This is a genomic window from Micromonospora sp. SCSIO 07396, assembly GCF_053667945.1.
In genome coordinates this window covers 4,776,239-4,788,501 of record NZ_CM132210.1, presented here as the reverse complement: position 1 = coordinate 4,788,501, position 12,263 = coordinate 4,776,239, and the positions used below count along the sequence as shown (strand labels likewise).

Sequence of the window (12,263 nt, the reverse complement as noted above, 5' to 3'; positions counted from 1 at the left end):
CATGACCGCGGCCCCGATCCTGCCCGAACGGCACGAGTGGACGGTCGACGACCTCGGCGACCTGCCGAAGGACCTTCCGTACGAACTGATCAACGGAAGGTTGATCGTGCCGTCCCCCACGCCGCTACACCAGTTCGTCTGTGCCCGGGTGGTGTTCGCCCTCGAACTCCACTGCCCGGACGACTACTTCGTCAGCATGGACCAGTCCCTGTCGATCGACCGCCGCAACGAACCACGACCGGACGTGGTGGTCATCCGGGTCGAGCAGGCGAACCGTTCGCCGGTGCCGGTCCAGGACGCCCTGCTCGCCGTCGAGGTCATCTCCCCCGAATCGACCATCCGCGACCGGCACGAGAAGGTCCGCATCTACGCCAACGCGGGAGTGGAAGCCTACTGGGTCATCGATCCGCTGCGGGAGAAGATCACCTTTACCGAACTGCTGCTGAGCCCGAAGGGCGGCTACGAGCCCAGCGTGGAGACCGACGGCCTGGTCACCATCGACCGACCCTGGAAGGTGACGCTCGACCTCCCGGCGTGGACGCGGCGTCGGCAGGAGGTCCTCGAACGGGCGCGGAAGTGATCGGGTAGGACTGTGCGCATGGCTCTGCATGTGCGCGGTGTGCTCCTGCCCGACGACGAGGTCCGGGACGTCTGGCTCGACGGCGACCGGGTCACCTTCGACCCGGTGCCCGACGCCGAGACGGTCGCCGACTCCGGGTTCGTGCTGCCCGGACTGGTCGACGCCCACTGTCACCTCGGCATCGCCCGGGGCGCCACCCCGGTCACCTCGCTCGACCAGGCCCGCACGTTGGCCCGTACCGACCGGGACGCCGGGGTGCTCGCGCTGCGCGACGCCGGCTCGCCGTACCCGTACCCCGAACTCGACGACGAACCGGACCTGCCGCGACTGGCCCGCGCCGGGCGGCACGTCGCCCCGCCGAAGCGCTACCTGCGTGACATCGGGCTGGAGGTCGACGCGGCGGAGGTGACCGCGGCGGTCACCGCGCAGGCCGCCGCCGGCAACGGCTGGGTCAAGCTGGTCGGCGACTGGATCGACCGGGGCGTCGGTGACCTCGCCCCGGCCTGGGACGCCGACACGATGGCCGCCGCCGTGGCCGCCGCGCACGCCGCCGGGGTACGCGCGGCGGTGCACACGTTCAGCGAGTCGGCCGTGGAGATCATGGTGCGGGCCGGGGTGGACTCGGTGGAGCACGGCACCGGGCTGAGCCTCGACCTGATCGACCTGATGGCCCGGCAGGGCACCGCGCTGGTCCCCACGATGATCAACATTCGGACCTTCGGGGGCATCGCCGCCGCGGCCCGCCCCAAGTTCCCCGGCTACGCCGACCACATGCTCGCGCTGCGCGACCGCTTCCCCGAGGTGGTGCGGGCCGCCCACGAGGCCGGGGTACCGATCTACGTGGGCACCGACGCGGGCGGCGGGATCGACCACGGGCTGGCCGCCGAGGAGATGCTGCTGCTGCACGAGCAGGCCGGCATGCCCGCCGTGGACGTCCTCGCCGCCGCCTCCTGGCGGGCCCGGGAGTGGCTCGGCTTCCCCGGCCTGGTCGAGGGCGGCCTGGCGGACCTGGTCGTGTACCCGGACGACCCGCGCCGCGACCTGCGGGTGGTCCGGACGCCCAGCCGGATCGTCCTGCGCGGCCGGGTGGTGCGCTGACCGGCCGGGTCGACGGCGGCCCACCCGCGCGCCGGTTCCGCCGCCGACCACGGCGGTCGACGGCCACGGATGCCGCTCAGCGCACGTCGAGTTCGTACTCGGCCTCGACCCAGAACCGCGCGCCGTCGTGGCCGGCGAAGCTCAGCCGGTGCGTGCCCGGCGTCGGCGGCGGCACCAGCCCCCACAGCCCCCAGCAGGAGACCTGCACCGGCCACGGCCAGGCGGTGACGACGTTGTTGAAGAACCCGCGGACCGGGAACGAGGCGGCGGAGCCGGCCGGCCGTACCGGCACCGCGGCCCCGTCGAGTTCGGCGTGCCCGCTGGCGTCGGGCATCGGCTCGGCCGGCTCGTCGCGGCGGCCGAGCTGCCAGTAGCTGAACGCCGGGAAGAACAGCGGACGGCCCGCCGGCACCACACAGCGCCGGCTGACCCCGCCACCGAACGTGCCCGCGAGGAACCACACGTCGTCTGGCTGGTGACGCCCGCCGTGCCGGCCGGTGTCGTCCTTGACCGGGTTGATCGGCTGACGGTGCGCGGCCACCCAGGCCACCCAGCGGGCGGCGAGCGGGGCCAGGGCCGGTGCCGGGTCGCAGAGCATGACGGCAGATGGTACTGCGGGCGCGCCCGGCTGCGCCGACCTGTCGGGGGACGCATAGGATGTGCGGTCATGGCTCGCGTGCTCACTCCCCGTGCGGAGGACTTTCCCCGCTGGTACCAGGACCTGATCGCCAAGGCAAAGCTGGCCGACAACGGCCCGGTCCGGGGGACCATGGTCATCCGACCGGCCGGCTACGCCATCTGGGAGCGGATGCAGGCCGAGATGGACGCCCGGATCAAGGCGGCCGGCGCGGAGAACGCGTACTTCCCGCTGTTCATCCCGGAGAGCTACCTCAAGCGCGAGGCCGAGCACGTCGAGGGCTTCTCGCCGGAGCTGGCGGTGGTCACCCACGGTGGCGGCAAGCAGCTCGCCGAGCCGGTGGTGGTGCGTCCCACCAGCGAGACGGTGATCGGCGAGTTCATGGCCAAGTGGATCGACTCCTACCGGGACCTGCCGCTGCTGCTCAACCAGTGGGCGAACGTGGTCCGCTGGGAGTTGCGTCCCCGGATCTTCCTGCGTACCAGCGAGTTCCTCTGGCAGGAGGGGCACACCGCGCACGCCACCCGGGACGACGCCCGCGCCTACGCCCGCAAGATCCTGCACGAGGCGTACGAGGACCTGATGGTCAACGTCATGGGCATCCCGGTGGTGGTCGGGCTGAAGACCACCCGGGAGCGGTTCGCCGGGGCGACCGCCACCTACACCTGCGAAGGCATGATGGGCGACGGCAAGGCGCTCCAGCTCGGCACCAGTCACGAGCTGGGGCAGAACTTCGCCAAGGCGTTCGACATCAGCTACTCCTCGGCCGAGGGTGGCCGGGAGCACGCCTGGACGACCTCCTGGGGCACCTCGACCCGGATGCTCGGTGGGCTGATCATGGCGCACGGTGACGACAACGGGCTGCGGGTGCCGCCGCGACTGGCTCCGATCCAGGCGTACGTCATGATCGTCAAGGCGGGCGACGGCGTCGGCGAGGCGGCGGCCAAGCTGCGCGACGCGCTGCGCGACGCCGGCGTCCGGGTCGCGCTCGACGACCGGACCGACACCGCGTTCGGCCGCCGGGCCGTCGACGCCGAGCTGCGCGGCTATCCGGTACGCGTCGAGGTCGGGCCCCGCGACCTGGCGGCCGGCAACGCGGTCGTGGTCCGCCGGACGGACGGCTCGAAGGCCCCCACCCCGGTCGCCGACGTGGTCGGCGCGGTCCTGGCCGCCCTGGAGGCCGACCAGCAGGCGCTGCACGACGAGGCACTGGCCCACCGGCGGTCCCGCACCGTCACGGTGTCCACCCTGGCCGAGGCGATCGAGGCGGCGGCCACCGGCTGGGCCATGGTGCCCTGGTCCGCCGTCGGTGTGCCGGGCGAGGCCGAGGCCAACGGCCAGGGCGTCACCGTCCGGTGCCTGCTGCGCGCCGACGGCTCCGTCCCGGACAGCGAGGACGAGCCGGACCTGACCGCCATCCTGGCCCGCGCCTACTGATCCGGCCCCGGGGTCCCGCAGGCCGACCCGGCATGCGGGGTCCCGCAGGGCAGGCGTCCGGGTCCCGACCGGCCGTGGGCGCGGCGCTCCGCCTCGCTCCGCAACCGGCACCCGGAGCCGGCTGCACGTCGGTCCCGGCTGCACCGTCGCCCCGGGGGCGGGGCTGCCGGGCCGGAGCGTCGCGATCCCGTCCCGACCTGTGGAGGTGTGATGCGTTTCGAACCGGGTCAGTTGATCCTGCACCGGAACGTGCGGCGTGGCCGGATCGGGTGGGTCCGGCCGGCGCGGGTGGTGCTCGACGACGACCGGGGCCTGCTGCTCTGGGTGGCCCGGGACACGCCTGTGGCGCACGAGGTGTCCGAGGCGGGTCTGGGCATGCGGGCGATGCCATTCACCGAGTGGATCGCGTCGTCGTACCGGCTGGCCCGGGGCCGGTGGAACGGGCCGCCGCTGCTGGAGTTTCTGCCTGCGGGCGCGGCCCACTCGGTCTGGTTCTTCCGCGACGAGCAGGACCGGTTCGTCGCCTGGTACGTCAATCTGGAGGAGCCCGGCGTCCGGTGGGACGACGGACCGGTGGCCGGGGTGGACGTGGTCGACCAGGACCTGGATGTGGTGGTCCGCCCCGACCTCAGTTGGCAGTGGAAGGACGAGGGCGAGTTCACCGAGCGGCTCGCCTTCCCCGACCACTACTGGGTGGCCGACGAGAAGGCGGTCCGGGCCGAGGGGGAGCGGGTGATCGCCCTCGCCGAGGCGGGCGAGTTCCCGTTCGACGGCACCTGGTGCGACTTCGTCCCGCCAGCCGACTGGACGACCCCGACGGAACTGCCGCCCGGCTGGGACCGGCCACCCGCACGGTAAGTGTGATGCAGATCACTCTGGACGGATTGCCGTGAGGGTCGGGCCGGTCGGCCGTGCCGGTGGGCCGGCCCGATGTGAGTGTTCGGCGGGTGATCTGGCAGAATGGGTCGCTGGTATCCGGCGCGCGTCCGGCGCCCTCTAACCCGGGCGCGTCGCCAGTCCATCGAGCAGTCTCCGGCCCAACCCCACTGTGTCGGTCGACGCTCACCCGTGCACCGCCCGTCGCCGGGTCGGTGAAATCGCAACAGGAGCGAAACAACTGTGGCCGTAAAGATCCGGCTCCTGCGGATGGGCAAGATCCGCAACCCGCAGTACCGCATCGTCATCGCGGACTCGCGCACCAAGCGTGACGGTCGCGCGATCGAGTTCGTGGGCGTCTACCAGCCGAAGGAAGACCCCTCGATCATCGAGGTCAAGTCGGAGCGGGTCCAGTACTGGCTCTCGGTCGGCGCGCAGCCGAGCGAGGCCGTCCAGCGTCTGCTGGAGCTGACCGGCGACTGGCAGAAGTTCAAGGGCCTGCCGGCCCCGCCGCCGCTCAAGGTCGCCGCCGAGCGCGCCGACCGCAAGGCGGCGTACGAGGCCGAGGCGAAGGCCGCTGCCGGCCTGGCCCCGGAGACCCCGGCCAAGCCGGCCCGCAAGGCCGCCGCCAAGGCGGAGACCCCGGCCGAGACCGAGGCGCCGAAGACCGAGGCCCCGGCCGAGGCCCCGGCTGCTGCTGCCGACGCCGGTGAGCAGGCCTGACATGCCGCTGCGTCCCGCCCTGGAGCACCTGGTCAAGGGAATCGTCGACCACCCGGACGACGTGCGCGTCCGCATGGTCGACTCCCGTCGGGGCAAGCGGCTGGAAGTCCGCGTGCACCCGGAGGATCTCGGCACGGTGATCGGGCGGTCCGGGCGGACCGCCAAGGCGCTGCGTCAGGTGATCGGCTCCATCGGTGGGCGCGGGGTGCGCGTCGACATCGTCGACTCGTACTGATGCTGCTCATCGTCGGCAGGATCGGCAAGCCGCACGGCATCCGCGGTGAGGTCACCGTGGAGGTGCGGACCGACGAGCCCGAAGCGCGGTTCGCCCCCGGCGCGGTGCTCAGCACCGAGCCGGGGGCGACGCCCCGGGCGGCGGCACCGCGCCGGGGCGAGGCCGAACCGGCCCCGACCGTCGATCCCGGTGTGGTCTACGAGGTTCCCGGCGAGCTGACCATCGAGTCGGCGCGCTGGCACCAGGGGCGGATGCTGGTGGCCTTCGAGGGGGTGCTCGACCGGGAGACCGCCGAGGCGCTGCGCGGCACCCTGCTCGGGGTGGACAGCGCCTCCGTCGCCCCGCCGGAGGACCCGGAGGAGTTCCACGACCACCAGCTGGTCGGCCTGGCCGTGGTCACCCCGGCCGGTGAGCACCTCGGCGAGGTGGCGAAGATCGACCACGCGCCGGCCTCCGACCTGCTCGTCCTGCGCCGCCCGCAGGGGGGCAGCGCGCTGATCCCGTTCGTCAAGGCGATCGTCCCGGAGGTCGATCTCGCCGGCGGACGCGTCGTCGTCGACCCGCCGGCCGGTCTGCTCGACCTCTAGCCGGAAGCCACCCACATGCGCGTCGACATCGTGTCGATCTTCCCGGAGTACTTCGCCCCGCTCGACCTGTCCCTGATCGGGCGGGCCCGGGAGCAGGGCCTGCTCCGGCTGGCCGTCCACGACCTGCGGGACTGGACCCACGACGTGCACCGTACGGTCGACGACACGCCGTACGGCGGCGGGCCGGGCATGGTGATGCGGCCCGAGCCGTGGGGCGAGGCGCTTGACGCGTTGGCCCCCGACGAACTGGCCCCGGACGGCCTGACCCTGCCCCGGCTGCTGGTGCCCTCTCCGGCCGGTGTGCCGTTCACCCAGGCGATGGCGCACGAGCTGGCCGCCGAGTCGCACCTGCTCTTCGCCTGCGGCCGGTACGAGGGCATCGACCAACGGGTGCTCGACCACGCGGCCACCCGGCTGAAGGTCACCGAGGTCTCACTCGGCGACTACGTGCTCTTCGGCGGCGAGGTCGCGGTGCTGGTGATCCTGGAGGCGGTCACCCGGCTGCTGCCCGGGGTGCTCGGTAACGCCGGTTCGCTGGACGACGAATCGCACGCCCACGGCCTGCTGGAAGCCCCGATGTACACCAAACCGGCGAGCTGGCGGGGGCACGAGGTGCCCGACGTGCTCCGCTCGGGCGACCACGGGCGGATCGCCCGCTGGCGGCGCGACGAGGCGCTGACCCGGACGGCCCGCCGACGGCCCGACCTGATCGCCGCGCTGTCCCCGGAGATCCTCGACAAACGGGACGTGGCCGCGCTGGACCGGGGTGGCTTTCCCCTGCCCCCGGGGGATGTGGCAAAGTAGAGGGGTTGCCGCATCCGTCCGCGCCGCGGATGGCTGCGAGGATTCCCGACCGGGGTCGGCCCGCCGGCAACCACCCGGGGATCAGAATCACCCATCCGCGCACCGAGTGACGGTGCGCCGTGAGCATCACGAGGACGCAGCGATGAACATCCTGGACGCCCTTGACGCCCAGTCGAAGCGTACCGACATCCCCGACTTCCGGGCCGGTGACACCGTCAAGGTGCACGCGCGGGTCGTCGAGGGCAACCGGTCCCGGGTCCAGATCTTCCAGGGCGTCGTCATCCGCCGCCAGGGTGACGGTCTGCGCGAGACCTTCACGGTTCGCAAGGTCAGCTTCGGCGTGGGTGTGGAGCGGACGTACCCGCTCAACGGCCCGGGTATCGACCGGATCGAGGTCGTGACCCGCGGTGACGTGCGCCGGGCCAAGCTCTACTACCTGCGCGAGCTGCGCGGCAAGAAGGCCAAGATCAAGGAGAAGCGCGAGAAGCAGCCCAGCTGATCTCCGTTCGCCACACCGCCTGACCTGCGCGGATGTCGTATCGACCAGAGCGCATTACGCTGATCGGTACGGGCGCAGACCGGCGGGTGGCGTCGCGACGACAGGTCGCGGCGCTCCGATCGTCCCTGCCGCCCGTGGGGCCTCGACGAGGCCCCCGGGCGGTAGTGTCGTTTCTGCGGACCGGGGAGTGGCGTGGTGCAGGTGCTTGACTCGAACGGCACAGCGGACCCGTGGCGTCGGCGGGCCCGTCCCGCCCGTCGGCAGATGCCCCTCTGGCAGGAGCTGCCCCTGCTGTTGATCGTGGCCTTCTGCCTCGCGGTGCTGATCCGCACCTTCCTGCTCCAGGCCTTCTTCATCCCGTCCAGCTCGATGGAGGACACCCTCCTCATCGGCGACCGGGTCCTGGTCAACAAGGTCGTCTACGACATGCGCGACCCGCTGCGCGGCGAGGTCGTGGTGTTCCGGGGCACCGACAAGTGGGTCGCCCAGGAGAATCCGGTGCCGCCGGCCGGCGCCGCCGGCAAGATCGGGCGCACCCTCGGCGACCTGGTCGGGGTGAGCCGCCCCGGCGAGAAGGACTTCATCAAACGGGTGATCGGGGTGCCCGGCGACCGGGTCAAGTGCTGCGACGACCAGGGCCGGGTCATGGTCAACGGCATCCCGCTCGACGAGCCGTACGTGGTGCGCGACTCCCCGCTGGACGTGCCACCCAACCCGAAGGAGTGCCGGTCCCGCCGCTTCGACGAGGTGGTCGTACCCCCGGGGCAGATCTTCGTGATGGGTGACCACCGGCTGGTCTCCCAGGACGCCCGCTGCCAGGGCCCGGTGCCCATCGACAACGTGGTCGGCCGGGCGTTCATGGTGGTGTGGCCGTCGTCGCGGTGGACGTCGCTGCCGGTGCCCGCCACGTTCGCCAAGCTGTCCGACTCCGCCGCCGCGAACACCGCCCCGGCCCCGGTCCGGCCGACCCCGACCGGCGACGTGGTCCTGCTCCTCCCGGTCGCCGCCCTGCTCGCCGCCGTCACCCGGTCCGGGCGACGGGCGTGGGCCCGTGACCCCGCCCGGCCCGTTGGCCGGGGGCGGGTCCGACGACGGCAACGGCGACGACGGGCCGGGTGGCCGCAACACCTCCGGCGTTCCGGGCGGCCCCGTCGGCTCCGGCGACGTAGGCTCCACCCGTGATTGACGAGCAGACCGAAAAGCCGCGCAGCTCCTTCTGGAAGGAGCTGCCCATTCTCCTGGGCGTCGCGATTCTGGTGGCGGTGCTGGTCCGCGCATTCGTGCTGCAGACCTTCTTCATCCCGTCGCCGTCCATGGAGAACACCCTCAAGATCGACGATCGGGTGCTGGTCAACAAGCTGGTCTACGACTTCCGCTCACCGCACCGCGGCGAGGTGGTGGTGTTCAAGGCGCCGACCGAGTGGAGCGGCAACCCCGACGGTGAGGACTTCATCAAGCGGGTGATCGGGGTCGGCGGTGACCACGTGGTCTGCTGCGACGCGCAGGACCGGCTGACCATCAACGGCAAGTCCCTCGACGAGCCGTACATCTACTCCGCCAACGGTGAGCAGGACAAGCCCGCCGACCAGGAGTTCGACATCACCGTCCCGGCGGGGCGGCTCTGGGTGATGGGTGACCACCGCTCGGCCTCCGGGGACTCCCTGGAGCACTGGCAGCAGTCCGGCCGCAACATCGACAGCGCCACCATCCCCGAGGGCGAGGTGGTGGGCCGGGCCTTCACCGTGTTCTGGCCGTTCGACCGGGCCACCTGGCTGACCGTGCCGAAGTCGTTCGACGACATTCCCAACCCCTGACCGGCTGCGCCCGCCCCGGGCGTGGCCGACCGCCGGCACCGTCTGGCAGGCTGGTGCGGTGACCGTCTTCCACCCCCGTCGTGCGGCCCGGGTGCTGCTCGTCGACGCGTCCGGCCGGGTGCTCCTCTTCGAGGGCGTCGACCCGGCCCGCCCGGGTCACCGCTACTGGTTCACCCCCGGCGGTGGGCTCACCCCGGGGGAGTCCCCGGCGGTCGGTGCCGCCCGGGAGCTGGCCGAGGAGACCGGGCTGCGGCTGACGCCGGCCGACCTGGGCCGGTCGGTCCGCACCGAGACGATCGAGTTTCCCTTCGACGGCGTGTGGTACCGCCAGGAACAGGAGTTCTTCGTGGTCCGGGTGCCCACCTGGGACGTGGACACGGCCGGTTTCGACGCGATCGAGCGGGCCAGCGTCACCGGGCACCGCTGGTGGTCGGCGGCCGAACTGGCCGACACCGCCGATCGGTTCTACCCCACCGACCTGGCCGCCCTGCTCACCCAGGTGCTGGCCGCCACCCCGGCCCCGGAGGCGTCGTGCTGACCCCGCCGCGCACGGTGGTGCGCCGCGACGGTGGGCTCTACGCGCTGGAACGCGCCCTGCAACGACGCGGGTTCCGGCACGTCGCGGGCGCGGACGAGGCCGGCCGGGGGGCCTGCGCCGGCCCGCTGGTGGCCGCCGCCGCGGTGCTCCCCGAGGGACGACGCGGCGAGATCGAGGGACTGGCCGACTCCAAGCTGCTCACCCCGGCCAGCCGGGAGCGGGTCTACGCCGAGGTGGTCGCCCGCGCCCTGGCGTACGCGGTGGTGGTCATCCCGGCCGAGGAGGTCGACGCCCGGGGGCTGCACGTGTGCAACCTGGCCGCGATGCGCCGGGCCCTGGCCTCGTTGACCACCCGACCGGAGTACGTGCTCACCGACGGCTTCGGGGTGGACGGGCTGGACGTGCCGGGGCTGGCGGTCTGGAAGGGCGACCGGGTGGCGGCCTGCGTGGCGGCGGCCAGCGTACTGGCCAAGGTCACCAGGGACCGGATCATGGTGGAGCTGGACGCACGCCACCCGGGGTACGGTTTCGCCGAGCACAAGGGGTACGTCACGGCCGAGCACACCGAGGCGCTGCGTGAGCGGGGGCCCTGCGTGGAGCACCGGTTCTCGTACGTCAACGTGGCCGCCGTCTCCGGCCGGGAGGGTGCCCCGCCCCGGGCCCGCCGGCCGCTCGGCGCAGCCGCCCCCGAGCCGATGGAGCGCTCGGGGCCGACAGGGGGTACCGTCGGCGTGGCGTTGGGCGAGCAGCCTCGGCCTCCGGCACCGGTGGGGGAAGATGTGGTCATGGAAGGCGGAGTGCGATGAGCGCGGAAGATCTCGAAAAGTACGAGACCGAGATGGAGCTGCAGCTCTACCGGGAGTACCGCGACATTGTCCGTCAGTTCTCCTACGTGGTGGAGACGGAACGCCGCTTCTACCTGGCCAACCAGGTGGACCTGCACGTGCGCAACTCCGACGGCGAGGTCTACTTCGAGGTCGAGATGCACGACGCCTGGGTCTGGGACATGTACCGTCCGGCCCGCTTCGTCAAGAACGTCCGGGTGATGACGTTCAAGGACGTCAACGTCGAGGAGTTGGAGAAGCCCGACATCTCGCTGCCCGCCGACTCGGGCTTCGGTAGCTGACCGGCGGCCCGGCGTCGACGCCCCACCCGCCGACGCCGGGCCCCGACCAGCCCCGTACCGCCCTCACTCCCCGATGACCACCACGTCGACCCGCTGGACGAGGTTGTTGGCGAACCCGCCCCGGTTCCACGGCTGCTCCACCGGCTGCGTCCGCCCCGACGCGTCGGTCGCCCGCGCTCCCAGCGCGTAGCGGCCGGGTTGCGGCGTCCACTCGTACCGCCAACGTCGCCACGACCACCCGCCGCCGGCGGGCGGGTCCAGGATGGCCGGCGACCAGTTCGCCCCGCCGTCCGTGGTCACCTCCACCGCCACCACCGGGCCGTGCCCCGACCAGGCGCGTCCGTCCACCGTGCACGGGCCCGGCCGCAGCATCCGCGTCCGGGACATGAAATCCGGGAAACCTGGCGGCCGGACCAGCGCCCGGGGCTCGATCCGGGTCACCGGCACCCCCGGGTCGTCGGCGTCGCGCCGCAGCCGGTAGGCCACCGCGTTCTGGTAGCCGTCGAACTCCCGGGTCAGCACGCTGATCGTGCGCAGCCACTTGACGTGCGCCATGCCGTACCAGCCGGGGACGATCAACCGCAGCGGCGCGCCGTGCTGGGGCAGCAGGGGAGCACCGTTCATCTCGTACGCCAGCAGCACCTCGTCGCGCAGCGCGTCGTCCACCGGCAGGGCCCGCTGGTAGTCCTGCTCCACCCCGCGTTCCACGCCGTGGTCGGCACCGGTGAACACCACGTCCACCGCGTCGGAGGCGATCCCGGCCTCGCGCAGCAACGGCGCCAGCGGGGTGCCGGTCCACTCGGCGTTGCCCACCGCCTCCACCAGCCAGGGCTGGCTGACCGGGCGCGGGTGCAGCAGCGCCCGGCCGTTGCCGGCGCACTCCAGCGTCACCCGGTGGGTCACCCGGGGGCGTTCGCGCAGTTCGGCCAGCCCGAGCCGGAGCGGCCGACCCACCGCCCCGGCCACGGTCAACGTGTGGGCCGCCGGGTCGAGGTCGGGGATGTCGTAGTGGATGAGCAGATAGTGCAGGCCGGCCGGGGTGACGTCGTACCGCAACGCTTCGAGCGGTATGCCGTGGTTGCGGGCGGCCAGCTGGAGTTCCTCCGGGCTGATCGCCTCGTCCGGCCCGGCGACCCGCGAGGGCCGGCTCACGTCGTCCATGGTGGTCATCGGTGGCCTCCCGGTCCGCGCCGCACTGCGATCCCGCCAGCCTAGACCGGTCCGCCGGCCGGCACCGTGGTCGCTCCGCCCCGGCGACCGGCAGTGCTCCCTCCGCCCCGGCGGTGGCCGGCACCGTCGTCGTTCCGCC

15 protein-coding genes and 1 pseudogene are annotated in these 12,263 nt (G+C 72.7%); 14 read left to right on the top strand and 2 right to left on the bottom strand.

All coding sequences use genetic code 11. The features are described 5' to 3' along the window. The first annotated feature begins 1 nt into the window (after position 1). Both ACWCHM_RS20515 and ACWCHM_RS20510 read left to right on the top strand, forming a co-directional pair. Entirely contained in the window at positions 2-580 is a 579-nt protein-coding gene (locus tag ACWCHM_RS20515; protein WP_454219406.1) for a Uma2 family endonuclease, read from the top strand. 18 nt (positions 581-598) lie between these two features. Continuing rightward, positions 599-1,678 (top strand): amidohydrolase family protein, encoded by a 1,080-nt coding sequence (locus tag ACWCHM_RS20510; protein ID WP_454219404.1) that lies wholly within the window; start codon positions 599-601, stop codon positions 1,676-1,678. 76 nt (positions 1,679-1,754) lie between these two features. On the opposite strand, the gene ACWCHM_RS20505 is transcribed toward ACWCHM_RS20510, so the two are convergent. After that, positions 1,755-2,276, bottom strand: coding sequence for a hypothetical protein (locus ACWCHM_RS20505; RefSeq protein WP_281899831.1), 522 nt, complete (start codon positions 2,274-2,276; stop codon positions 1,755-1,757). A 69-nt stretch (positions 2,277-2,345) separates the two neighbouring features. On the opposite strand from ACWCHM_RS20505, the gene proS reads away from it, so the two are divergent. The 12 genes and pseudogenes from proS (at position 2,346) to ACWCHM_RS20445 (ending at position 10,954) form a co-directional block, all read left to right on the top strand. Then, positions 2,346-3,752, top strand: coding sequence for a proline--tRNA ligase (gene proS / locus ACWCHM_RS20500; RefSeq protein WP_204956866.1), 1,407 nt, complete (start codon positions 2,346-2,348; stop codon positions 3,750-3,752). Between the two features lie 210 nt (positions 3,753-3,962). Continuing rightward, positions 3,963-4,610 (top strand): DUF402 domain-containing protein, encoded by a 648-nt coding sequence (locus ACWCHM_RS20495; protein WP_204956867.1) that lies wholly within the window; start codon positions 3,963-3,965, stop codon positions 4,608-4,610. Positions 4,611-4,871: 261 nt separating this feature from the next. After that, a complete protein-coding gene (rpsP, locus tag ACWCHM_RS20490; RefSeq protein WP_204956868.1) occupies positions 4,872-5,351 on the top strand; it encodes a 30S ribosomal protein S16 in 480 nt (159 codons plus the stop codon). Beyond that, positions 5,326-5,586 carry an RNA-binding protein gene (locus ACWCHM_RS20485; protein WP_172862164.1) on the top strand — a complete coding sequence of 87 codons (261 nt, stop codon included), beginning with the start codon at positions 5,326-5,328 and terminating at the stop codon, positions 5,584-5,586. Before rpsP ends, ACWCHM_RS20485 begins: the two co-directional genes overlap by 26 nt. A 2-nt stretch (positions 5,587-5,588) precedes the next feature. Then, a complete protein-coding gene (gene rimM / locus ACWCHM_RS20480) occupies positions 5,589-6,173 on the top strand; it encodes a ribosome maturation factor RimM (protein WP_204957309.1) in 585 nt (194 codons plus the stop codon). Positions 6,174-6,188: 15 nt separating this feature from the next. Then, entirely contained in the window at positions 6,189-6,977 is a 789-nt protein-coding gene (trmD, locus tag ACWCHM_RS20475) for a tRNA (guanosine(37)-N1)-methyltransferase TrmD (RefSeq protein ID WP_454219401.1), read from the top strand. Between the two features lie 142 nt (positions 6,978-7,119). Continuing rightward, a complete protein-coding gene (gene rplS / locus ACWCHM_RS20470) occupies positions 7,120-7,476 on the top strand; it encodes a 50S ribosomal protein L19 (RefSeq protein WP_088646705.1) in 357 nt (118 codons plus the stop codon). A gap of 192 nt (positions 7,477-7,668) precedes the next feature. After that, positions 7,669-8,490: pseudogene (gene lepB / locus ACWCHM_RS20465) on the top strand (signal peptidase I); the annotation flags it as partial. 164 nt (positions 8,491-8,654) lie between these two features. Further along, positions 8,655-9,290 carry a signal peptidase I gene (lepB, locus tag ACWCHM_RS20460; RefSeq protein ID WP_204956871.1) on the top strand — a complete coding sequence of 212 codons (636 nt, stop codon included), beginning with the start codon at positions 8,655-8,657 and terminating at the stop codon, positions 9,288-9,290. A gap of 58 nt (positions 9,291-9,348) precedes the next feature. Further along, positions 9,349-9,828 carry an NUDIX hydrolase gene (locus ACWCHM_RS20455; RefSeq protein WP_454219399.1) on the top strand — a complete coding sequence of 160 codons (480 nt, stop codon included), beginning with the start codon at positions 9,349-9,351 and terminating at the stop codon, positions 9,826-9,828. Beyond that, positions 9,822-10,634 (top strand): ribonuclease HII, encoded by an 813-nt coding sequence (locus ACWCHM_RS20450; RefSeq protein ID WP_421489120.1) that lies wholly within the window; start codon positions 9,822-9,824, stop codon positions 10,632-10,634. Before ACWCHM_RS20455 ends, ACWCHM_RS20450 begins: the two co-directional genes overlap by 7 nt. After that, a complete protein-coding gene (locus ACWCHM_RS20445) occupies positions 10,631-10,954 on the top strand; it encodes a DUF2469 domain-containing protein (protein WP_011905215.1) in 324 nt (107 codons plus the stop codon). Before ACWCHM_RS20450 ends, ACWCHM_RS20445 begins: the two co-directional genes overlap by 4 nt. 63 nt (positions 10,955-11,017) lie before the next feature. Here the strand turns inward: ACWCHM_RS20445 and ACWCHM_RS20440 are convergent, their stop codons facing one another. Next, the gene (locus tag ACWCHM_RS20440) at positions 11,018-12,124 is read right to left on the bottom strand and encodes a sulfite oxidase (RefSeq protein ID WP_421489119.1); all 1,107 of its coding nucleotides are present in this window, start codon (positions 12,122-12,124) and stop codon (positions 11,018-11,020) included. Between the last annotated feature and the right edge of the window lie 139 nt (positions 12,125-12,263).

Bases quoted from the DNA above. Each gene is read 5' to 3' on its own strand.
- ACWCHM_RS20515 (WP_454219406.1), top strand. From the start codon at position 2: ATGACCGCGGCCCCGATCCTGCCCGAACGGCACGAGTGGACGGTCGAC.
- ACWCHM_RS20510 (WP_454219404.1), top strand. From the start codon at position 599: ATGGCTCTGCATGTGCGCGGTGTGCTCCTGCCCGACGACGAGGTCCGG.
- ACWCHM_RS20505 (WP_281899831.1), bottom strand. From the start codon at position 2,276: ATGCTCTGCGACCCGGCACCGGCCCTGGCCCCGCTCGCCGCCCGCTGG.
- proS (WP_204956866.1), top strand. From the start codon at position 2,346: ATGGCTCGCGTGCTCACTCCCCGTGCGGAGGACTTTCCCCGCTGGTAC.
- ACWCHM_RS20495 (WP_204956867.1), top strand. From the start codon at position 3,963: ATGCGTTTCGAACCGGGTCAGTTGATCCTGCACCGGAACGTGCGGCGT.
- trmD (WP_454219401.1), top strand. From the start codon at position 6,189: ATGCGCGTCGACATCGTGTCGATCTTCCCGGAGTACTTCGCCCCGCTC.
- rplS (WP_088646705.1), top strand. From the start codon at position 7,120: ATGAACATCCTGGACGCCCTTGACGCCCAGTCGAAGCGTACCGACATC.
- ACWCHM_RS20445 (WP_011905215.1), top strand. From the start codon at position 10,631: ATGAGCGCGGAAGATCTCGAAAAGTACGAGACCGAGATGGAGCTGCAG.
- ACWCHM_RS20440 (WP_421489119.1), bottom strand. From the start codon at position 12,124: ATGACCACCATGGACGACGTGAGCCGGCCCTCGCGGGTCGCCGGGCCG.